The organism is Aeromicrobium sp. JJY06 (assembly GCF_044069275.1).
Lineage (GTDB): Bacteria > Actinomycetota > Actinomycetes > Propionibacteriales > Nocardioidaceae > Aeromicrobium > Aeromicrobium tamlense.
In genome coordinates, this window is the sequence record NZ_JBIMRD010000001.1 from 1,111,430 (window position 1) to 1,131,569 (window position 20,140).

Consider the following 20,140-nt stretch of genomic DNA (forward strand, 5'->3'; position numbering starts at 1 on the left):
CCATTTTCGACCTTTCAACACCTCTGAAACGTCGAAAATGGAGCAAATCTCGGGTCAGGGCGGTCAGGCGAGGGCGCGGACGACGGCCGAGGGGCTCTCGCGACCGAGGACCTCGGCCATCCGCACGCTGGCGCGGACGAGCGCCGGCAGGTCGACGCCGTGCTCGATGCCGAGGCCGGTGAGCATCCAGACGAGGTCCTCGGTGGCCAGGTTGCCCGTCGCGCTCTCGGCGTAGGGGCAGCCACCGAGACCGCCGGCCGAGGCGTCGAACGTGGTGATCCCGCAGCGCAGCGCCGCGAGGGCATTCGCGAGCGCCTGCCCGTAGGTGTCGTGGAAGTGCATCGCGAGCCGGTCGGCCGGCACGCCCGCGTCGGCGAAGTCGCCGACGAGCCGGGCCACGTGCGCGGCGGTGCCGACGCCGATCGTGTCGCCGATCGAGAGCTGGGTCGCGCCGAGGTCGAGCAGGCGCCGTCCGACGCCCACGACCTGGGCCGGGTCGACGGCGCCCTCCCACGGGTCGCCGAAGCACATCGAGACGTACGCGCGGACGTCGACTCCCGCGTCGAGCGCGCGGCGGACGACGGGCTCGAACATCGCGAACTGGCCCTCGACCGAGCTGTTGAGGTTCTTGGCCGCGAAGGTCTCGGTGGCGCTGGCGAAGATCGCGATGTGCCGCACGCCGGCCTCCAGGGCACGGTCGAGACCGCGCTCGTTCGGGACCAGGACCGGCAGCGGAACGCTTCCCGCCACGGGGAGCCGCGCCACGACCTCGCCGGCGTCGGCGAGCTGGGGCACCCACTTCGGGTGCACGAAGCTGGTGGCCTCGACGACCGGCAGCCCCGCGGCCACGAGGTCCTCGATGAACGCGACCTTCGCGCCCACCGGAACGATCCCGGACTCGTTCTGCAGGCCGTCGCGCGGGCCGACCTCGTAGATCGTCACGCGCGCGGGCAGGCTGGGGTCGCGCTCGACCATCGGCAGTGCCATCAGTCCTCCTGCGCCTCGACGTGGAACAGCAGGTCGCCCATCTTCACCTGGCGCCCGACCGTGGCGGCCACCTCGGTGACGACGCCCGCGTGGGCGGCGGTGAGCGCCAGCTCCATCTTCATGGCCTCGACCGCCCCGAGCCGCTGACCGGCCTCGACGCGCTGGCCCGGCTCGACCTCGACGGCGATGACGGTGCCGGGCATCGGCGCGGTCACCTCGGCGTCGCCGGCGTGCAGCGTGCGTGGCCGACGCGTGCCGTCGGGCCGCTCGAAGACGTGCGTCTCACCCTCGATCGCCACCCACGCGCGGGCGCCGTCGGTGGTGTTCGGGACGACGTGGTCGGGCCACGCGCTGACCTCGTGGCGGACGCCCTCCTCGTCGACGACGGGCAGGACGAGCGGCGCGGCGGGACCGGCGACGCGCCAGCCGTCGTCGGGCGCGGGCCAGAGCAGACGTGCCGCCGCGGCGGCCGCGCTCCCGGGCACCTCGGGCGGTGCGAGCAGGTCCTCGGGCTCGGCGTCCAGCCAGCCGGTGTCCATCGCGGCGTCGCGGAACGTGGCCGAGTCGACGATCCGGCGCAGGAAGCCGACGTTCGAGCGGATGCCGAAGACCGCGGTCGCGTCCAGCGCCTCGACCATCGCGTCGACGGCCTCGTCGCGGTCGTCGCCGATCGTGATGATCTTCGCGATCATCGGGTCGAACGAGGAGCTCACGTCGGCGCCGCCGAAGTCCTCGATGACCGACTCGATGCGGGCGCCGGGCCACCAGACCTCGCGGATCCGGCCGGCCTGCGGGAGGAAGCCGGCGTAGGGGTCCTCGGCGTAGACGCGCACCTCGACCGCGTGGCCCACCTCGACGACGTCCTCCTGCTCCAGCGGCAGCGGCTCGCCCGCGGCGACCGCCAGCTGCCAGTGGACGAGATCGGTGCCGGTGACCTCCTCGGTGACCGGGTGCTCCACCTGCAGGCGCGTGTTCATCTCGAGGAAGTACGCCTCGTCGCCGTGGACGAGGTACTCCACCGTGCCCGCGTTGACGTAGCCGACCTCGCGACACAGGGACACGGCGGCGGAGCGGATCCGCTCACGGACGCGCGGGTCGAGGCCGGGCGCCGGGGCCTCCTCGACGACCTTCTGGTGGCGGCGCTGCACGGAGCAGTCGCGGTCGAGCAGGTGCACCACGTGGCCGTGCCGGTCGCCGAAGACCTGGACCTCCACGTGACGGCCGCCCTCGACGAAGCGCTCGATCAGCAGGGTGTCGTCGCCGAACGCGGCGCGCGCCTCGCGGGCGGCGGTGGCGAGCGCGTCGGCGAGCTGCTCGGGCCGGCGGACGACGTGCATGCCCTTGCCGCCGCCGCCGGCCGCGGCCTTGACCAGCACGGGATAGGCGTCGGCGGGCACCGCGTCGGGCTCGTAGCGTGGCATGACCGGCACCCCGGCGCGCTCGGCGACCTCGCGGGCACGGTCCTTGCGTCCCATCAGCTCGATGACGTCGGCGTCCGGACCGACGAACACCAGACCGGCCTCGGCCACGGCCCGCGCGAACGGCGCGTTCTCGGAGAGGAAGCCGTAGCCCGGGTGCACGGCGGTCGCGCCGGCCCCCCGTGCGGCCTCGACGATCGCGGCGCCGTCGAGGTAGCCCGACACCTCGACCGCGTCGTCGGCGAGGGCGAGGTGCGCGGTGTCGCCGGGGACGTGCACCGCGATCCCGCGGATGCCGAGCTCACGGCAGGCCCGCAGCACGCGGGCGGCGATCTCGCCGCGGTTGGCGACGAGCACGGAGTCCAGGGCCATGTCTCTCACATCCGGAAGACGCCGAAATTCGGCGCGGGAACGGGGGCGTGCGCGGCGGCGGCGAGGCCGAGCGCGAGGACGCGGCGGGTGTCGCCGGGATCGATGATCCCGTCGTCCCACAGCCGCGCGGTGGAGTAGTAGGGCGAGCCCTGCGTCTCGTACTGGTCGCGGATCGGCGCCTTGAACGCCTCCTCGGCCTCGGGCGACTCGAAGTCGCCGCGCACGGTGGCGAGCACCGATGCGGCCTGCTCGCCGCCCATCACCGAGATGCGCGCGTTCGGCCACATCCACAGGAAGCGCGGGTCGTAGGCGCGGCCGCACATGCCGTAGTTGCCGGCGCCGAACGAGCCGCCGATGACGACGGTGAACTTCGGGACGACGCTCGAGGCGACGGCCGTGACGAGCTTGGCGCCGTCCTTCGCGATGCCGCCGTTCTCGTACTCCTTGCCGACCATGAAGCCGGTGATGTTCTGCAGGAACACCAGCGGGATGCCGCGCTGGTTGGCCAGCTCGATGAAGTGCGCGCCCTTGAGCGCCGACTCGCTGAACAGGATGCCGTTGTTGGCGATGATCGCCACGGGCCAGCCGTCGATGTGCGCGAAGCCGCAGACCAGCGTGTCGCCGTAGAGCGGCTTGAACTCGTGCAGGCGCGAGTCGTCGACGATGCGGCTGATGACCTCGCGGACGTCGTACGGCGTGCGCGAGTCGACGGGGACCACGTCGTAGAGGCCGTCGGGGTCCTCACGCGGCGGGAGCGCCTCGCGGCGGGTGATCGTGGACTGCTGCGGACGGGCGAACGTGTCGACGATCGAGCGGACCAGCTGCAGCGCGTGGTCGTCGTCGTCGGCGAGATGGTCGACCACGCCCGAGACCTTGGCGTGGACCTCGCCGCCCCCGAGCTCCTCGGCCGTGACGACCTCGCCCGTCGCGGCCTTCACCAGCGGCGGGCCGCCCAGGAAGATCGTGCCCTGGTCGCGGACGATCACGGTCTCGTCGCTCATGGCGGGCACGTAGGCGCCGCCGGCGGTGCACGAGCCGAGGACGGCCGCGACCTGGGGGATGCCGCGCGACGACATCTGCGCCTGGTGGAAGAAGATCCGGCCGAAGTGGTCGCGGTCGGGGAAGACCTCGTCCTGCATCGGCAGGAACGCGCCGCCGGAGTCGACCAGGTAGAGGCACGGCAGGTGGTTGTCGGCCGCGATCGTCTGCGCGCGCAGGTGCTTCTTCACCGTGAGCGGGTAGTACGTGCCGCCCTTGACGGTGGCGTCGTTCGCCACGATCACGCAGTCGCGGCCCGAGACGCGGCCGATGCCGGTGATGATGCCCGCGCTCGGCACGGCGAACGGGTCGTCGCCGTACATCCCGTAGGCGGCCAGCGCGCCGACCTCGAGGAAGGGCGACCCGGGGTCGAGCAGCCGGTCGACCCGGTCGCGCGGCAGCAGCTTGCCGCGCCCGACGTGGCGGTCGCGGGCCTTCTCGGAGCCGCCCAGGCGTGCGGTCGCGGTGCGCTCCCGCAGCTCGGCGACGAGCTCTCGCATGTTCACGGCTCGAAGGTTAACACTCATTAACCTGCGCTGCTATGCTCCTTGCGTGAGCCGGCGCGAGCAGATCCTCGAGACCGCGGCCGGACTGTTCGCCGAGCGCGGCTACCACGGCGTCTCGGTCAACGACATCGGTGAGGCGTGCGGCATCTCCGGCCCCGCCCTCTACAAGCACTTCGCCGGCAAGGAGGACCTGCTGGCGCAGTCGCTGACCTCGATCAGCGAGCGCTTGCTGTCGGAGGGGCGCCGCCGCCGGGCCGAGGCCCCCGACGCCTCCGCCGCGCTCGACGCCCTCGTCGCCTGGCACGTCGAGTTCGCCCTGACGCACCCGGCGCTCATCGTGATCCAGGACCGCGAGTGGTCGAACCTGCCCGAGCAGGCGCAGGCCGCCGTGCGCGAGCTGCAGCTGGCCTACATCGACGCGTGGGTCGAGACGCTGCGCGAGCTGCGGCCCGACCTCGACCGAGGCACGGCCCGAGCCGCCACCCAGGCGGTGTTCGGCCTGATCAACTCCACGCCGCACTCGGCGCGGATCAGCTCGGACTCGATGGCACGACTGCTGGCGACGATGGCGCGGGACGCGCTTCTCGCCTCCGGAGCGTGACCGTCGCGACCGCGACGCCCACCATCATCACGACGCCGCCCACCCACTCGAGCGTGCTGGGCACCTCGCCCAACGCAGCCCACGCCGCGGCGACCCCCACCGGCGGCACCAGCAGGATGTAGGGCACCACGCTGGCCGCGGGGTAGGACGCCATGAGGCGGTTGAAGATCGTGTAGCCGACCAGCGACGCCAGCACGACCGTGTAGAGCGTGCTGCCCCAGGCGGCGAGGCCGAAGTTCCCCAGCGCGTCTCCGATCTCGGCGGGACCCTCGAACAGCAGCGACATCGCCAGGCAGGGCAGCGGCACGACGAGCGCCGACCAGACCACGAGCGACAGGCCCGAGGGCACCTTGGCCGCCCGGGCGATGACGTTGCCGATCGCCCACGAGAGCGCCGCGCCGACGGTGACGAGCAGCGGCACGAGCGGCGCGTCCTGGTGGAAGCCCCACGCGACGATCGCGAGACCGGCGGTGCCGATGGTGGCGCCGATCGCCTGGCGACGCGAGGCGCGCTCGCCCAGGACTGCGGCGGCGATGAGGATCGTGAAGATGACCTGGGCCTGCAACACCAGGGCCGCCAGGCCGGCGGGCATCCCGATCGCCATCGCCAGGTAGAGCAGGCCGAACTGGCCCAGGCTCATGAACAGGCCGATGCCGAGGACCGAGCGCAGCGGTGCCTGCGGCCGGGCCACGAAGAACACGAGCGGGAACGCGACGAGGGTGAACCGGATCGCGAGGAAGAGGAACGGCGGCACGCCCTGCAGGCCGACGTGGATGGCCACGAAGTTGCAGCCCCACAGCACCGCGACGAGCACCGCGAGAAGACTGTCGCGTCGGGTCACCGGACCATGCTCGCAGGGCGCCACGCGCCGCACAGCGGAAGGGCCCGCCAGGTTGCGTCAAGATCGCGCCACGGGGCGGTGGGTCACAGGGGCAGCGAGATCACCGCGGGCACCGGGGTGCCCGTCGCGAGGAGGTCGAGCACGTCGCGCTCGTGCGGGACGAACGGCTCGGGCAGCGCCGACAGCGGGTACCAGCCCATGTCGGAGGCCTTGTCGGCCTCGCGCAGCTCGGCGTCGCCGCCCCACTGCGTGACCTCGAAGAAGAGGTCGATCCGCTGCTCCACCTGGGGGCCCCCGCGCTCGAAGCGGTGGATCGCGGTGAGCGGGTGGAGATCGTCGGGCGCGATCGAGACGCCGGCCTCCTCCTCGGCCTCGCGGACGGCGGCCTCGTGCACGGACTCGCCCGGGTCGACGTGGCCGGCGATCACGGCCCAGTAGCCGTCGCGGTAGCCCGTGCCGTGCCGCCGCTGCACGAAGACCTCGTCGCCGCGGCGCAGCACCACGTAGGCGGCGGCGACGAGCAGCGAGCGGGAGTCGGCGTGGTCGTCCAGCGGGTAGTGCTCGGTCATCGCGCCAGTGTGTCACTCACGGCCGACACCGCTCGCGGTAGAAGTCCTCGAGGGAGGCGCGCACGTCGTCGGCCAGGTCCAGCGTGAAGTAGGCGTGCTCGATCTCGGCGGTCCTCACGCGCACGCCGAAGCGCGAGCCGACCTTGTCCTCGGCCACGACGTGGGGATCGCAGCGCCCCATGACGACCTCGAGCCGCAGCCGCTGGGGCCGGTCGAGCGGCAGCTCCACCTCGGTGGGCGTGGCGGGCCCGAACGCGAACCGCAGGGTCGGCGCGAGGCCCAGGAGGACGACCTCGTTCGGCCCGCGCGGCTCGAGGTCCAGCGGCGCCGACCACGTGTCGCCGATGACCTCGGGCGTGCCGACGGTGACGGTCGTGGCCTCGGCGAACGCCTGCTCGCCGCAGTCGCCGTCGACGAGGTCGCGCAGCACGCCGTACGGATCAGCGACGGGCACCTTCGAGCGCCGCTCCTCGTCGCCGTACCGGTAGGTGAAGTCCGCGACCGCCTCCAGCTCCTTCCCCTCGGGGCAGGTGCCGGCGGGCGGATCGACGTCGATGCCCGTGCCGAATCCGGGTCCGATCTCCTCCTCGCCGTCCCACTCGACGGCCTCGGGCCAGCGGTTCGACTCCAGCCGCATCGCCGAGATCGTGAGGTCGCGCCGCGTGTCGTTGCGGATCGCCACCGCGATGTCGCGGGTCAGCCGCTTGCCGCGGTACTGCATCACCTGGGCGGTGAAGCCGTCCGGCGGATCGCTCGGCTCGGGCGCGCCGGAGCACCCGGCAGCCACCAGAAGAGCTGCGACGAGCGCGATCCGACCCCGCATGGGCCGAGTGTAGGTCCGCTCAGCCGTGCCGCAGGGTGCGTCGCGAGACCAGCGCCGCGGCCAGCGCGACGAAGATCGCGGCGCCGGCGGTGAACTGCACGCCGAGGTCGAACGCCGAGGCGGCCGACGCGTGGATCCAGCCCTCGACCGGCGCGCCGAACTGCTCCGCGAACTGCAGGGTGCTGCCGAGGGTCTCGAACGCGTTCTCCTGCTCGCCGAACTTCGCCACCGCGGGCACCGTGAGGTGCGAGCGGAAGGTCGCGGTCAGCACGCTGCCGAGCACGGCCGTGCCCAGCACGGCGCCGATCTCGTAGGCGGTCTCGGAGATCGCCGACGCGGCACCGGCCTTCTGCGGGGGGACGCTCGACAGGATGAGGTCGTTCGTGATCGTCTCGGCCAGGCCGATGCCGATGCCGAGCACCGTGAACGCCACGGCGACCGACAGGACCGTCGGGTGACCGGTGAACGCGGCGATCGCGTAGCCGCTCGACGAGAGCATGAAGCTCAGCGGCACCAGCGTGCGCACCGGCACCCGCTCGACGAGGCGCACGGCGGCGAAGCCGGCCACCATCGTGGCCACCGAGCCCGGCACCAGGACGAGCGCCGACTCCAGCGGCGACATGCCCAGCACGAGCTGCAGCAGCTGCGCGCCGAAGTACAGGAAGCCCGCGAGCGCCATGAGGCTCAGCGCGTTCGCGGCCAGGGCGCCGCTGAAGACCGGGTTCCGGAACAGCGAAAGGTCGAGCATCGGGTTCGCGCTGCGCTGCTGGCGGCGGACGAACAGCCAGCCCGAGGACATGCCGAGGGCGAGCGCCGCGAGGGTGACGTCGTCGAGACCTGCGCTGGCGCCGTGCTTGATCGCGTAGACCAGCGGCACCATCGCCAGCAGCGACAGCAGCACCGAGATCGGGTCGAACGGGCCCGGCTGCGGGTCGCGCGACTCGGGGATCACGGCGAGCGCCAGCGGCACGAACACGATGATCAGCGGGACGTTCAGCAGGAAGACCGAGCCCCACCAGAAGTGCTCGAGCAGGTAGCCGCCGACGACGGGACCCAGGACGGCTCCGCCGGAGAACATCGCGGCCCACGCGGCGATGGCGGTGCGGCGGTCGCGCGCGTCCTCGAAGATGTTGCGGATCAACGACAGCGTCGACGGCATGAGCGTCGCGCCGAAGAAGCCGAGCAGCGCGCGGCCGGCGATCAGCATCTCGGGGGTCGTGCTGAACGCGGCGATCGCCGAGGCCACGCCGAAGCCGACGGCGCCCACGACGAGCAGGCGGCGCCGGCCCACGCGGTCGCCGAGGCTGCCCATCGCGATGAGCAGGCCGGCCAGCATGAGGGCGTAGACGTCCACGATCCACATGAGCTGGTTGCCGCTGGGGCGCAGCTCGCGGCTGATCTCGGGCAGTGCGAAGGAGAGCACCGTGTTGTCGACGGAGACGAGCAGCACGGGCAGCATCAGCACGGCCAACGCGAACCACTCGCGTCGGCCGGCACGGTGCGTGGCGGGCGTGTACGTCGTCATGAACGCAACTGTACCGTCCAGACGGTACAGTTCCAAAATGACTCTGATCACAGCGCTTTCCGGTGATCGGGGTCACGTGATCGTCGTGTTTCGCCCTCGCCGGCTCGACGATCACTAGGCTGGGCCGCATGGCCGAGGAACGCAGCACCCGTGACCGCGTCCTCGACGCCTTCGAGCGACTGCTGGTCGGCGCGGGCAGCCGGGCGGCCACGCTCGACGCCGTCGCGGCCGAGGCCGGCGTCTCCAAGGGTGGTCTGCTCTACCACTTCCACAGCCGCGAGGCCCTCGTCGATGGGATGGTCGAGCGGCTGCGCGAGCAGGCGGCGCGCGACGTCGAGCAGATGCGCTCCGCCCCTCAGGGTCCGGTCGCGTTCTACCTCGAGACCTCGGTGGACACCGGCAGCGACTTCGACCGCGCCCTCATCGCGGCCTCGCGCATCGCCCAGGAGCACGACCACGGCGCCCGTACGGCCCTCGCCGACATCCGCGACGCCTGGTTCGGCGTGCTCAACGACCACCTCGCCGACGAGGCGCTCGCGCGCACGATCCAGCTGATCGGCGACGGGCTCTACTTCGACGACACCACCGGCCTGGGCAGCCCCGACGCCCTCGGCCACGTGCGCGAGGTCCTGGGCCGCCTCGGCCAGTGACTGAACGAGGTTTCCTGTCACTTCACGTGGTTCGCAAACCTCGTGAAGTGACAGTTTCCCCGGTTAACCGGGGAAACCTCCCCTACGAATCGCGCCAGACGGGCTCGAGGGTCTCGAAGGGCAGCCGGTCGAGGACGGCGAGGTCGGCGGTGGCGACCTCGTAGGAGACCTCGGCCGCGCCGTAGGCGACGGCGAGGACGTCGGTGTCGCGGCGCAGCCGGCTCTCCATCGCGCCGACCTCGGTGACCGGGACGGTCACGCGCGCCCGCTGCCACAGGACGCGCTGGCGCGTGCCGGCGACGTCGAGCGCGGCGGCCGTGGCGTCGGCGTACGCCCGGGCGAGACCGCCGGTGCCGAGCAGCGTGCCGCCGAACCACCGCGTGACGACGGCGACGACGTCGCTGACCTCACGCCCGGCGAGGACCTCGAGCATCGGCCGGCCGGCGGTCCCGGAGGGCTCGCCGTCGTCGTTGCTGCGCCGCAGCGCACCGTCGGGACCGATGACGAACGCGGTGCAGTGGTGCCGGGCGTCGTGGTGCGTCGACCGCACCTCGGCGATCAGCGCCCGCGCCGACGCCTCGTCCTCGACCCGGCCCACCCGCGCCAGGAACCGCGACCGCAGCACGACGATCTCGGCCTCGGCGAAGCCGCCGACGGGCCGGTCGATCGTGCGGTACGACACCTCAGCGCTTGCGCAGTTCCAGGAAGATCGAGGGACCGAAGTCGCTGGCCGCGAGCGGCTTCTGCAGCACGCGCTCGACCGCGACGAGGGCCTTGGTGGGCACGATCCGCTTGAGCTTCTGGCTGCGCAGGTTCGAGACCGAGAGCTTGCGCTCCAGCACGAGGCCGGCGGCGGCCAGCTGGCTCACGACGGTGTCGATGTTGTGGTTCACGAAGGCGATCGCGTCGGGCTCGTCGGCCGCGACGGTGCGGATGCTGACGGGCTCCTTCGGGAGCGCCTTGCCGGCCTTCTTGAACGCACGACGGTTCTTGAAGTGTCCGTAGTTCGCGACCTCGATGATCGCGGTGCCGCCCGGCGCGAGGACGCGCGCGATCTCGGCGAACTCGTCGGTGGGCTCGGGGATGTGGTGCATGACGCGCACCATCGTGATGAGGTCGAGCTCGCCGTCCTCGAACTGCAGCGCGTCGGCCTGCTGGCGCGCCTTGATGACGTCGGTGCCCTCGAGGAACTTCTCGGCGGCGTCGAGCTGGGTCTGGCTGGGCTCGGCGAGCGTCACGCGGTCGGCGTACTCGCGCAGCAGCAGGGCGAGGCGGCCGAAGCCACCGCCCACGTCGGCGGCCTTGGCGAATCGGCGGCCCTGGAGCAGACGACGGATCGCGACCTGCTCGGCGGCGTTCTCGTAGTCGCGGTTGTTCCAGTACTGGGTGTAGTCGTACCCCCGGTCGTACTGGTCGGCGACCTTCTTGCTGGGCTTGTTGTCCTCGCTCACCGGGCAAACCCTAGCAATCCGGACCCCACGTCCCGAATCGCGCGACGGCTTCAGCGACCGAAGGTGCGCGGGCCGAACTCGGGCTCGGTCTTCTCCATGCCCGCCTTGCGCGCAGCGGCCGTGTTGGGCGCCTTGAACATGGCCTTCTGCAGCTTGCGCTCGAGGGCGAACGCGCGGCGCGGGGTGGCGCGACGCGTCTCGTTGAGGAGCCTCTTGGAGGCCGCGACCGAGTCGGGGGAGCGCGTCAGCAGCTGGTCGATCAGCTCGAGCGCGGGCTTGGTCGGGTCCTCGGCCACGCCCGAGGCGATGCCGTACTCGACGGCCTGCTCGCCGGAGAAGACCTCACCGGTCATCACGAGACGCTTGGCGAGGTCGGCGTTGACCAGCTCGGCCAGGGCGACCGTGCCGCTCATGTCGGGGACCAGGCCCCACTTGGCCTCGAGGATCGACCACTGGCAGTCGGGCGTGGTGAAGCGGAAGTCGGCGGCGAGCGCCAGCTGGATGCCGCCGCCGAAGACGTGGCCGCGCGTGACGGCGATGACCGGCACCGAGAGCTCACGCCAGGCCCACAGCGGCTGCTGGAACTTGTTCGTGCCCTTGAGGGGGTTGGGCAGGAAGTACTTGGCGACGCGCTTCTTGTCGGTCATGACCTGCCCGAAGTCCAGGCCCGCGCAGAAGGACGGGCCGCGGCCCTCGAGCAGCACGGCGCGCACGTTCGGGTCGGCCTCGATGCGGTCGGCCGCCTCGAGCAGGCCGTCCAGCACGCCGAACGTGATGCCGTTCAGCTTGTCCGGGCGGTTGAGCCAGACGCGGGCGATGGGCCCCTCGATCTCGGTGACGACGTGCTGTTCGCTCATGGGGCTCAGGGTAGGGGGTCGCCGAGAGCGCGCCGCAACTGCTGCACCGTCTCGGTCAGCGAGTGCGACGTGGCGACGCCGTGCGGCCAGCCCGTGCCGCCGAGGAAGAGGTGCGTGCGCTTGCCCAGGGCGGCGAACCGCTCCAGCTCCTCCTCGCCCGGGACGATGACCGAGGACCACAGGAAGACGACGTCGGGCTCGCTGCTCTCGACGAACTGCTCCAGCGACTCCATGGGCAGCCGCGCGCCGAGCTCGGTCCAGGCGTGACCGTGACGGGCCAGGGCCGCACCGAGCGCGACGACGGGCAGCTTGTGCTGCTCGTCCTCGACGCTGGCCAGCACCACACGCGCCGGGCCCTTCGTCGGGTACTGGTGCGCGGCGGCGCGCAGGGCACTGAGCACGCACGCGGTGACGAGGTGCTCCGCCGCGACGCCGATCCGTCCGTCCTCCCAGTGCAGGCCGATCTCGATCATGGCCGGCGCGATGGCGGCGTCCCAGGCCTCCTCGATCCCGAAGCGGTCGATCGCCTTCTCGGCCGCCTCTTGGACCCGCGCGGCGTCGAGCTCCTTGGCGCCCTCGATGATGTCGAAGACCGCCTGCTCGTGGGCCGAGGCCCGCAAGCCGGCCGGTCCGGCGCCGACGATTGCGGCGAGCTCGTGGGGCGACAGGCGCTTGACCCGCTCGGCCGCGTCATGCGCCGGAATCCCCGATTCGATGAAGCGTGCCATCGTGGCGACGCGGTCCGCGTCGACGATCGTGTAGCGGCGGTGACCGCCGGCCGTACGGAACGTGGGACCCACGCCGTAGCGGCGCTCCCACGTGCGAAGAGTGGGGGCGGCGATGCCCAACATCTCGGAGAGAGTCCCCACGGTCCAGCGGCGGTGCATGGGTCGATCATAAAACCTATTCAAGTCGCTTGCCTAGTGAATAGGTTGAGTAGTACGGTCGAACTACTCACCGAGTTGTGCACACCAGCTCGCGTCAGTACACACCCCTGGGGAAGGGGCAGTTCCATGGTCAACATCAAGCGACTTCCGTCGCCCATCATCGAGTCCTACGAATGGCAGTGGGAGGGCGCCTGCATGGGTGCCGACTCCTCGGTCTTCTTCTCGCCCGAGGCCGAGCGTGGGATGAAGCGGCACCGCCGTGAGGAGAACGCCAAGGCCGTCTGCGCCACGTGCCCGGTCATCGACCGGTGCCGTGAGCACGCGCTCGCGGTCCAGGAGCCGTACGGCGTCTGGGGCGGTCTCACCGAGTCCGAGCGCACCGAGATCCTCGCGGGCCGTCAGGTGGCCGTCGGCTGATGGCCGCGTCCAAGCCCGCGAAGTCCAGCACGTCGGCGAAGATCCTGTACCAGCCGGTCGGGCTCATCTCGTCGATCCTCGCGGGACTCATCGCGTCGGCGGTGTTCAAGCAGGTCTGGAAGCGGGCCAGCCCGAACAGCGAGGGCGATCCGCCCAACCCGACGCAGTCCGAGTTCCCGCTCAAGGAGATCTTGCTCGCCGCCGTCATCCAGGGCGCGATCTTCTCCGGTGTTCGCGCGCTCGTCCAGCGACAGGGCGCCCGCGCGTTCGCCAAGGCGACGGGCGAGTGGCCCGGCGACTGAGCGCACGACCCCGCGACCGACCGGGTCCTCCTCCTGCCGGTCGACGCACACCGATGATGGCCGCGGGACTCCACCCCGCGGCCATCGTCATGTCCGGGGTCGGTGCATCGGCCCGGTTTCGCCGGCCGTGGAATAGTTGAAGATGTGACTACTACGTTCGCCGCCGTTACCGCCCCGTCCGCCCTCGAGCTGCGGAAGCGAGGCCGGCCGGACGAGATCGACCCCGGCATGGTGGAGGTCGACGTGACGCTGTGCGGCATCTGCGCGACCGACACCCACAACTACACGTCGGGCGGCCAGATCCCGCCCGCGACGTTCGGTCACGAGTGGACCGGCACGGTGCGACGTGTCGGCGCGGGCGTGTCGACGGTGGAGCCCGGAACCAGAGTCGTCGCCTCGGTCGGACCCGCGTGCGGCACCTGTGCGCAGTGCACGGCGGGCCACCCCCAGCACTGCGACACCGCGTTCGCCGAGGCGAACGGCGTCACGCCCGACTCTCCCGACCACGGCGGCTTCGCCACCTCGCTCGTCGTCTCGGAGCGTCGGGTCATGCCGGTGCTCGACGGTCTCAGCGACGTCGAGGCCGCCCTCGTCGAGCCGACGGCCGTGACGTTCCACGCGGTCAAGCGCACGCGCCAGCCCCTCGGCGCGATCGTCGTCGTCCAGGGCGCCGGTCCCATCGGACTCCTCGCCGCCCAGCACGCGCGCCACGCCGGCGCCGGCCGGATCTTCGTCGTCGAGCCGAACGCTGACCGCCGGGCCGCCGCAACCTCCCTCGGGTTCACCGACGTGCACGCGCCGGGCGAGGAGTTCGCCCAGCTGCTGCTCGACGCGACGGACGGCCTCGGCGCCGATGTCCTCTACGAGTGCTCCGGCGTCGCCGCGCTCCTCAAGCCGTCCGGCGAGCTCGTTCGTCGGGGCGGCACCCTGGCGCTTCTCGGATTCCCGATGACCGACTCGACCGTGAGCTACGGGGACTGGCAGGTGCGTGAGCTCACGATCATCGGCTCGCTCGCGTACAACCACGAGGACTTCCTCGGAGCGATGCGCGCGATCGCCGACGGCTCGGTCGACGTCGCTTCCCTGCACACGGGCACCATCGGCCTCGCCGACCTGCCGCGGCTCATGGACGAGCTCGACTCGGGACAGTCGCGCCACGCGAAGGTCCTCGTCGACCCGACCGCCTGAGCCCGCCTGGCGGACAAGAGAAAGGGCCGGATCCCGTGGGATCCGGCCCTTCTGCTGTGCGCGAGGGGGGATTTGAACCCCCACGCCCTTGCGGACACTGGCACCTGAAGCCAGCGCGTCTACCATTCCGCCACTCGCGCGTTGATCCGGTGAACCGGACCGACGTCAGAGTCTAACAGGCAGCGTCGGGGACGCGAACTCGGCGGGTCCCCCTCCCGCGATCCCGGGCGTGTGCGGCGGGTCGCAGCCACGGAGGACGCCGTTCTGGCCCCGTGTCGATACGATCGACAGGACCGACCGTCGTCGATGTGGCATGCCCGAGGAGGTGAGCACCTGTGGCCGGAGTCCTGCAGCGCTTCGAGAAGCGCCTCGAGGGTGCCGTCACCGGGGCGTTCGCGCGTGCCTTCCGCAGCGCGGTGCAGCCCGTCGAGATCGCGGCGGCCCTCCAGCGCGAAGTCGACCAGAACGCGTCGGTCCTCAGCCGCGAGCGCACGCTCGTGCCCAACGACTTCACCGTGGAGCTCTCGCCGGCCGACCACGACCGCCTGGCCCCCTACGGCGCCACGCTGGCCACCGAGCTGGCCACGCTGCTCAAGGAGCACCTCGCCGAGCAGCACTACACCGCCGCCGGCCCGCTGCACATCGAGTTCGCCCTCGACGAGGCCCTGCACACCGGTCGCTTCACGATCGTCAGCGCCTCGAACGCGTCGGTCACGCCGGTGCGCGGCGAGCCGATCACCGACACCGCCGTCCGCCGCGCCAAGGTCGTGCTCGACATCGGCGGCCTGCGTCACCCCGTGAACCCGCCCGGCATCACGATCGGCCGCGGCTCCTCGGTGGACCTCAAGATCGACGACCCGGGCATCAGCCGCAACCACGCCGAGATCTCGTTCCTGGGCACGGGCGTGGAGATCCGCGACCTCGGGTCCACCAACGGCGTCATCGTCGACGGTCGCCGGGTCGACGCCGCGTTCCTGCGCAACGGCTCCTCCATCCGTCTCGGCAACACGACGATCTCCGTGCAGATCAGCGAGGAGGTCGTGTGAGCGAGCTGACCCTGACCCTGATCAAGCTCGGCTTCCTGGCCGTGCTGTGGCTGTTCGTGCTGTCGGCCGTCTCGGTCATCCGCACCGACATCTTCGGCACGAAGGTCCAGGCGGCGAAGGCGCCCAAGGGGCAGAAGGCCCAGAAGCAGGCGAAGCCCGAGAAGGCCCGTCGCAACCGCAAGCTGCGGGGTGCGCCCAGCATGCTGCAGGTCGTCGACGGTCCCAACGCCGGCCAGAGCGTGCCGCTGGGCACCGAGCCGATCCTGCTCGGCCGCGGCACCGACGCCGCGATCCGCCTCGACGACGACTACGTGTCCACCCGTCACGCCCGCTTCGCCACCAACGGCGAGCAGTGGTTCGTCGAGGACCTCGGCTCCACGAACGGCACCTACATCGGCAGCCAGCGCGTCACCTCCCCCGTGCCGGTCGCGCTCGGCACGTCCGTGCGACTGGGCAAGACGATCGTGGAGTTGCGCAAGTAGATGGCGCCGCTGACCTACCGCTACGTGGCGCTGACCGACGTCGGTCTGCGACGTTCGAACAACCAGGACTCGGGCTACGCCAGCCCGCGCCTGCTGGTCATCGCCGACGGCATGGGCGGCGCCGCGGCCGGCGACCTCGCCTCCTCGGCCACGCTCGCCGAGATCCGCGAGCTCGACCGCGACCTCGACCCCGAGGACGACGGCGACGCGCTCGAGGCCCTGCGCACCGCGGTGGCCACCGCGAACCACCGGCTCGCCCCGCTGATCGCCGACGACCCCTCTGTCGAGGGCATGGGCACCACGCTCGAGGCGATGCTGTGGGACGGCGAGAAGCTGGCCGTCGCCCACATCGGCGACTCGCGCGCCTACCGCCTGCGCCAGGGACGCCTCAGCCAGCTGAGCATCGACCACACCTTCGTGCAGAGCCTCGTCGACGAGGGACGCATCACGCCCGAGGAGGCGCGCGTCCACCCACACCGCTCGCTGCTGCTCAAGGCGATCCTGGGACGCGACGACTTCGAGCCCGACTTCACGTGGCTCCAGCCCGCCGCCGGCGACCGCTACCTGCTGTGCAGCGACGGCCTCACCGACATGGTCGACGACGAGACGATCGAGCGGACGATGAAGCTCGAGACGATCGACGCGGCCGCCACCGAGCTGGTCCGGCTCGCGCTCGAGGGCGGCGGCTACGACAACGTCACCGTCGTGCTGGCCGAGTTCGTCGACGGCGACGAGCCGGTCGACGAGAGCCTCGTCTGCGCCGACGGCCGGCCCCAGATCGTGGGCGCCGCCACCACGCAGCCCCGCCCGCGCACGGGCTCGGTCCGGGCCGCCACCGCTCCGGCCACGCTCCCGGCCGGAGCCGACGACGCCGTCGAGCCCGACCCCGAGGAGCTCCGCTACGCGCCGCGTGCCGCGCCCCGCCGCCGCGGCCTCACGTGGCTGCTCGCGATCCTCGTCATCCTGGGCCTCGTCGGCGGGGCCGGCGCCTACGCCTACGACTGGTCGCAGCGCCAGTACTTCGTCGCGCCGTCGGGCGACCAGGTCGCGATCTACCGCGGCGTCGACGTCGACATCCCCGGACTGACCCTCAAGACGGTCGACGAGGTCACCCGCATCCAGATCGACACGCTGCCGCCGTACCAGCGCGACCGCGTCGCCGCGGGCATCGCCGCCGCCGATCACGCCGAGGCCAAGCGCATCGTCACCAACCTCAGCATCCAGGTCACCGAACCGACCCCCACGCCGACGCCGACCCCCACCGCCACGGCCTCGCCGCGTCGCACCCCGGCCACGTCCGCGCCGACGGAGGCACCATGAGTTCCCCGGGCGCCACCCCCGCCTGGATCCCCCGCAAGCGCCGCACCGCCGAGCTCGGACTGCTGCTCCTGGCGATCGCGATCGGCATCGGGTCCTACGCCGCCGTCGGCCTGGGCATCGACGGCACCGTTCCCGCGGGCATCTACACGGTCGGCGCGGTCTACGCCGTCGTCGCGCTCGGTGCCCACCTCGCCGTGCGCCGCTTCGCCGGCTACGCCGATCCCGTGCTGTTGCCGGTCGTCGTGGCGCTCAACGGCATCGGCCTGACGATGATCTACCGGATCGACCTCGGCCTCGAGGCCAACGGATCGGGCTTCGGCCCGTTCGCGCAGGGCCAGCTGCGCTGGACGATCCTGGGCGTCCTCATGTTCGTCGCGGTGCTCGCGCTCATTCGCGACCACCGCCGCCTGCAGCAGTACACCTACACGTTCGGCCTCGGCGCGATCGTGCTGCTGGTGCTGCCGATCCTGCCCGTCATCGGCAACGCGAAGCGCGGCGCACAGATCTGGATCCAGCTCGGCCCGTTCAGCTTCCAGCCCGCCGAGGCCGCCAAGATCGCGCTGGCGATCTTCTTCGCCGGCTACCTCGTGGCCAAGCGCGACGCGCTCGCCCTGGCCGGCCGCCGGGTGCTCGGCGTCGACCTCCCGCGCGGCCGCGATCTCGGCCCCATCCTGCTGGGCTGGCTCGTCAGCGTCGGCATCCTCGTCTTCCAGCGCGACCTCGGCTCGTCACTGCTGTTCTTCGGCCTCTTCGTCGTGATGCTCTACGTCGCCACCGAGCGGCCGGGCTGGCTCGTCGTCGGCGGCCTGCTGTTCGCGGCGGGCGCCTGGTTCGGCTACGCGGCCTTCGGGCACGTGCGCGACCGCTTCGACGCCTGGCTCGACCCGTGGGCCGACCCGGACAAGAACTACCAGATCATCACGGCGCTCTACGGCCTCGCGCACGGCGGCCTGCTGGGTCGCGGCTGGGGCCAGGGCAGCCCCGAGATGACGCCCTTCGGCTTCTCCGACTTCATCCTGTCCTCCATCGGCGAGGAGCTCGGCCTCACCGGCCTCATGGCGGTGCTCGTGGCCTACGGCCTCATCGTCGAGCGCGGTCTGCGCATCGCGCTGACCTGCCGTGACGCGTTCGGCAAGCTGCTCGCAGTGGGCCTGTCGGTCTCGTTCGCGCTGCAGGTGTTCGTCGTCGCCGGCGGCGTCATGCGCCTCATCCCGCTGACCGGCCTGACGGCGCCGTTCCTGGCCGCCGGCGGCTCGTCGATCATCATGAACTGGATCATCGTCGCGCTGCTGCTGCGCATCAGCGACCAGACCCGCCGTCCCGCCCCCGAGGTCTCCACGATCAGCGGGGACGACCAGACGCAGGTGGTGAAGCTCTCGTGAACAAGCCCGTGCGCGCCATGGCCATCGTGTGCCTCCTGATGTTCCTGGCCCTGCTGCTCAACGCCAACGTCGTGCAGTTCGTCCAGGCCGACGACCTGAACGCCAAAGAGGGCAACCGCCGCGTCATCGACGAGCAGTTCAGCCGCGAGCGCGGCGCGATCATCGTCGACGGCGAGCCCATCGCGCAGTCCGTGCCGGTAAAGGACAAGTGGCAGTTCCAGCGCAAGTACACCGACCCGAAGCTGTACGCGCCGGTCACCGGCTACTTCTCCTACATCTACGGCCGCGAGGGCATCGAGCAGTCGTACAACGACATCCTGTCCGGCAGTGACGACCGCCTGTTCGTCAACCGCGTCATCGATGTCATCTCCAACGACCAGCCGCAGGGCGGCAGCGTGGAGCTCACGCTCGACCCGGCGGCCCAGAAGGCCGCGTTCGACGGCCTGGCCGACCTCGGCGAGAAGACGCGCGGCGCCGTCGTGGCGCTCAACCCGCAGAACGGCGACATCCTCGCGATGGTCAGCCAGCCCACGTACAACCCCAACGCGCTCGCCAGCCACGACCTCGACAAGGTCACCACGGCGATGCGGCGCCTGGAGAACGACGAGAACCAACCGCTCATCAACCGCGGCACGCAGACCACGCTGCCCCCGGGCTCGACCTTCAAGGCCGTCACGGCGGCTGCCGGCATCGAGGACCTCGGGCTGAAGGCCGACGACGACGTCCGCGGCGGCGCCACCCTCGGCTTCCCCGGCATCGACTACAAGCTCACCAACCAGGGCGGCAGCGACTGCGGCGGCAACCCGATCACGTTCGAGCGGGCCCTCGAGGTCTCGTGCAACGTCTCGTTCGGCTGGATGGCCGGCAAGGTCGGCCAGGACAAGCTCGCCGAGCAGGCCACGAAGTTCGGCTTCGGCTCGCGCCCGCTGGACGACCTCGCCTCGGCCGCCAGCCGCTTCACCGCCGACCCCGACGCCGAGCTCGAGGCGCCGCAGCTGGCCCAGTCCGGCATCGGCCAGTACGAGGTCGCCGCCACGCCGCTGCAGATGGCCATGGTCGCCGGCACGGTGGCCAACGACGGCGTGCTGATGAAGCCCCGCGTCGTGCGCACCGTCCGCGCGCCGAACCTGTCGATCCTCGAGCAGCCCGAGCCGCAGGAGCTGGAGCGGGCGATGTCCGCGGGCGACGCCCGCGAGCTCAACGACATGATGGTCGCGGTCGTCGACGACGGCACCGGCTCGCCCGCGGCCATCCCCGGCGTGAAGGTCGGCGGCAAGACCGGCACCGCCGAGTCGGCGCCCGACCGCCCGCCCTACGCCTGGTTCATCAGCTTCGCCCCGGCGGACGACCCGCAGGTCGCCGTGGCGGTGCTGGTCGAGTCCGCACAGAACACCAGCGACATCGGCGGAGGCCGCCTCGGCGGCCCGATCGCCCGCTCCGTGATGGAGGCGGTGCTGCGATGACCACCATCCACCCTT

General features: G+C 71.6%; 21 protein-coding genes and 1 tRNA gene. 10 read left to right on the forward strand and 12 right to left on the reverse strand.

Translation table 11 applies throughout. From position 1 onward, the window contains the following. Positions 1-63 precede the first annotated feature (63 nt). The 3 genes from ACGWYL_RS05610 to ACGWYL_RS05620 are packed head-to-tail and all read right to left on the reverse strand — an operon-like array spanning position 64 to position 4,315. Positions 64-987: a hydroxymethylglutaryl-CoA lyase gene (locus ACGWYL_RS05610; RefSeq protein ID WP_395486640.1), complete on the reverse strand. Its 924-nt coding sequence runs from the start codon at positions 985-987 to the stop codon at positions 64-66. Continuing rightward, positions 987-2,777, reverse strand: coding sequence for a biotin carboxylase N-terminal domain-containing protein (locus ACGWYL_RS05615; RefSeq protein WP_395486641.1), 1,791 nt, complete (start codon positions 2,775-2,777; stop codon positions 987-989). Before ACGWYL_RS05615 ends, ACGWYL_RS05610 begins: the two co-directional genes overlap by 1 nt. A 5-nt stretch (positions 2,778-2,782) precedes the next feature. Continuing rightward, complete coding sequence (locus ACGWYL_RS05620; RefSeq protein ID WP_269307078.1) at positions 2,783-4,315, reverse strand: carboxyl transferase domain-containing protein; 1,533 nt, start codon at positions 4,313-4,315, stop codon at positions 2,783-2,785. A gap of 52 nt (positions 4,316-4,367) precedes the next feature. Between ACGWYL_RS05620 and ACGWYL_RS05625 the strand changes: the two genes are divergently transcribed. Then, positions 4,368-4,922 (forward strand): TetR/AcrR family transcriptional regulator, encoded by a 555-nt coding sequence (locus tag ACGWYL_RS05625; protein ID WP_269304347.1) that lies wholly within the window; start codon positions 4,368-4,370, stop codon positions 4,920-4,922. Here the strand turns inward: ACGWYL_RS05625 and ACGWYL_RS05630 are convergent. From ACGWYL_RS05630 to ACGWYL_RS05645, 4 genes are all read right to left on the reverse strand, one after another. After that, on the reverse strand, positions 4,852-5,763 hold the full coding sequence (locus ACGWYL_RS05630; protein WP_179427474.1) for an EamA family transporter: 912 nt from the start codon (positions 5,761-5,763) through the stop codon (positions 4,852-4,854). The genes ACGWYL_RS05625 and ACGWYL_RS05630 overlap by 71 nt on opposite strands. 83 nt (positions 5,764-5,846) lie before the next feature. Beyond that, positions 5,847-6,332, reverse strand: a complete 486-nt coding sequence (locus ACGWYL_RS05635) for an NUDIX domain-containing protein (RefSeq protein ID WP_179427472.1) — start codon at positions 6,330-6,332, stop codon at positions 5,847-5,849. A gap of 16 nt (positions 6,333-6,348) precedes the next feature. Further along, positions 6,349-7,155 (reverse strand): hypothetical protein, encoded by an 807-nt coding sequence (locus ACGWYL_RS05640; RefSeq protein WP_269304352.1) that lies wholly within the window; start codon positions 7,153-7,155, stop codon positions 6,349-6,351. A 19-nt stretch (positions 7,156-7,174) separates the two neighbouring features. Then, a complete protein-coding gene (locus ACGWYL_RS05645; RefSeq protein ID WP_395486642.1) occupies positions 7,175-8,680 on the reverse strand; it encodes an MFS transporter in 1,506 nt (501 codons plus the stop codon). A gap of 128 nt (positions 8,681-8,808) precedes the next feature. Here ACGWYL_RS05645 and ACGWYL_RS05650 point away from each other — a divergent pair, with 128 nt between their 5' ends. Next, positions 8,809-9,330: a TetR/AcrR family transcriptional regulator gene (locus tag ACGWYL_RS05650; RefSeq protein ID WP_179427466.1), complete on the forward strand. Its 522-nt coding sequence runs from the start codon at positions 8,809-8,811 to the stop codon at positions 9,328-9,330. An 82-nt stretch (positions 9,331-9,412) separates the two neighbouring features. Here the strand turns inward: ACGWYL_RS05650 and ACGWYL_RS05655 are convergent, their stop codons facing one another. From ACGWYL_RS05655 to ACGWYL_RS05670, 4 genes are read right to left on the reverse strand one after another with little or no spacing between them, the layout of a single operon-like run. After that, the gene (locus ACGWYL_RS05655) at positions 9,413-10,012 is read right to left on the reverse strand and encodes a YigZ family protein (protein WP_269304356.1); all 600 of its coding nucleotides are present in this window, start codon (positions 10,010-10,012) and stop codon (positions 9,413-9,415) included. Between the two features lies 1 nt (position 10,013). Beyond that, entirely contained in the window at positions 10,014-10,781 is a 768-nt protein-coding gene (locus tag ACGWYL_RS05660; RefSeq protein WP_395486643.1) for a class I SAM-dependent methyltransferase, read from the reverse strand. Positions 10,782-10,831: 50 nt separating this feature from the next. Then, positions 10,832-11,638, reverse strand: coding sequence for a crotonase/enoyl-CoA hydratase family protein (locus tag ACGWYL_RS05665; protein ID WP_395486644.1), 807 nt, complete (start codon positions 11,636-11,638; stop codon positions 10,832-10,834). Positions 11,639-11,643: 5 nt separating this feature from the next. Continuing rightward, positions 11,644-12,525: a B12-binding domain-containing protein gene (locus ACGWYL_RS05670; protein WP_179427460.1), complete on the reverse strand. Its 882-nt coding sequence runs from the start codon at positions 12,523-12,525 to the stop codon at positions 11,644-11,646. A 126-nt stretch (positions 12,526-12,651) separates the two neighbouring features. On the opposite strand from ACGWYL_RS05670, the gene ACGWYL_RS05675 reads away from it, so the two are divergent. The 3 genes from ACGWYL_RS05675 to ACGWYL_RS05685 all read left to right on the forward strand — a co-directional run bounded on the left by ACGWYL_RS05675 (position 12,652) and on the right by ACGWYL_RS05685 (position 14,432). Further along, positions 12,652-12,942 (forward strand): WhiB family transcriptional regulator, encoded by a 291-nt coding sequence (locus tag ACGWYL_RS05675; RefSeq protein ID WP_179424212.1) that lies wholly within the window; start codon positions 12,652-12,654, stop codon positions 12,940-12,942. Continuing rightward, positions 12,942-13,244: a DUF4235 domain-containing protein gene (locus tag ACGWYL_RS05680; RefSeq protein ID WP_269304364.1), complete on the forward strand. Its 303-nt coding sequence runs from the start codon at positions 12,942-12,944 to the stop codon at positions 13,242-13,244. Before ACGWYL_RS05675 ends, ACGWYL_RS05680 begins: the two co-directional genes overlap by 1 nt. Before the next feature lie 144 nt (positions 13,245-13,388). Then, complete coding sequence (locus ACGWYL_RS05685) at positions 13,389-14,432, forward strand: zinc-binding dehydrogenase (RefSeq protein WP_395486645.1); 1,044 nt, start codon at positions 13,389-13,391, stop codon at positions 14,430-14,432. 57 nt (positions 14,433-14,489) lie between these two features. On the opposite strand, the gene ACGWYL_RS05690 is transcribed toward ACGWYL_RS05685, so the two are convergent. Then, positions 14,490-14,572, reverse strand: a tRNA-Leu gene (locus ACGWYL_RS05690). A 195-nt stretch (positions 14,573-14,767) separates the two neighbouring features. Here ACGWYL_RS05690 and ACGWYL_RS05695 point away from each other — a divergent pair. The 5 genes from ACGWYL_RS05695 to ACGWYL_RS05715 are packed head-to-tail and all read left to right on the forward strand — an operon-like array spanning position 14,768 to position 20,125. After that, positions 14,768-15,478, forward strand: coding sequence for an FhaA domain-containing protein (locus ACGWYL_RS05695; protein ID WP_179427456.1), 711 nt, complete (start codon positions 14,768-14,770; stop codon positions 15,476-15,478). Continuing rightward, complete coding sequence (locus ACGWYL_RS05700; RefSeq protein ID WP_179427454.1) at positions 15,475-15,960, forward strand: FHA domain-containing protein; 486 nt, start codon at positions 15,475-15,477, stop codon at positions 15,958-15,960. Before ACGWYL_RS05695 ends, ACGWYL_RS05700 begins: the two co-directional genes overlap by 4 nt. Beyond that, complete coding sequence (locus ACGWYL_RS05705; protein WP_395486646.1) at positions 15,961-17,280, forward strand: protein phosphatase 2C domain-containing protein; 1,320 nt, start codon at positions 15,961-15,963, stop codon at positions 17,278-17,280. Next, positions 17,277-18,662: an FtsW/RodA/SpoVE family cell cycle protein gene (locus ACGWYL_RS05710; RefSeq protein ID WP_269304368.1), complete on the forward strand. Its 1,386-nt coding sequence runs from the start codon at positions 17,277-17,279 to the stop codon at positions 18,660-18,662. Before ACGWYL_RS05705 ends, ACGWYL_RS05710 begins: the two co-directional genes overlap by 4 nt. After that, complete coding sequence (locus ACGWYL_RS05715; RefSeq protein WP_269304369.1) at positions 18,659-20,125, forward strand: penicillin-binding protein 2; 1,467 nt, start codon at positions 18,659-18,661, stop codon at positions 20,123-20,125. Before ACGWYL_RS05710 ends, ACGWYL_RS05715 begins: the two co-directional genes overlap by 4 nt. Positions 20,126-20,140 lie beyond the last annotated feature (15 nt).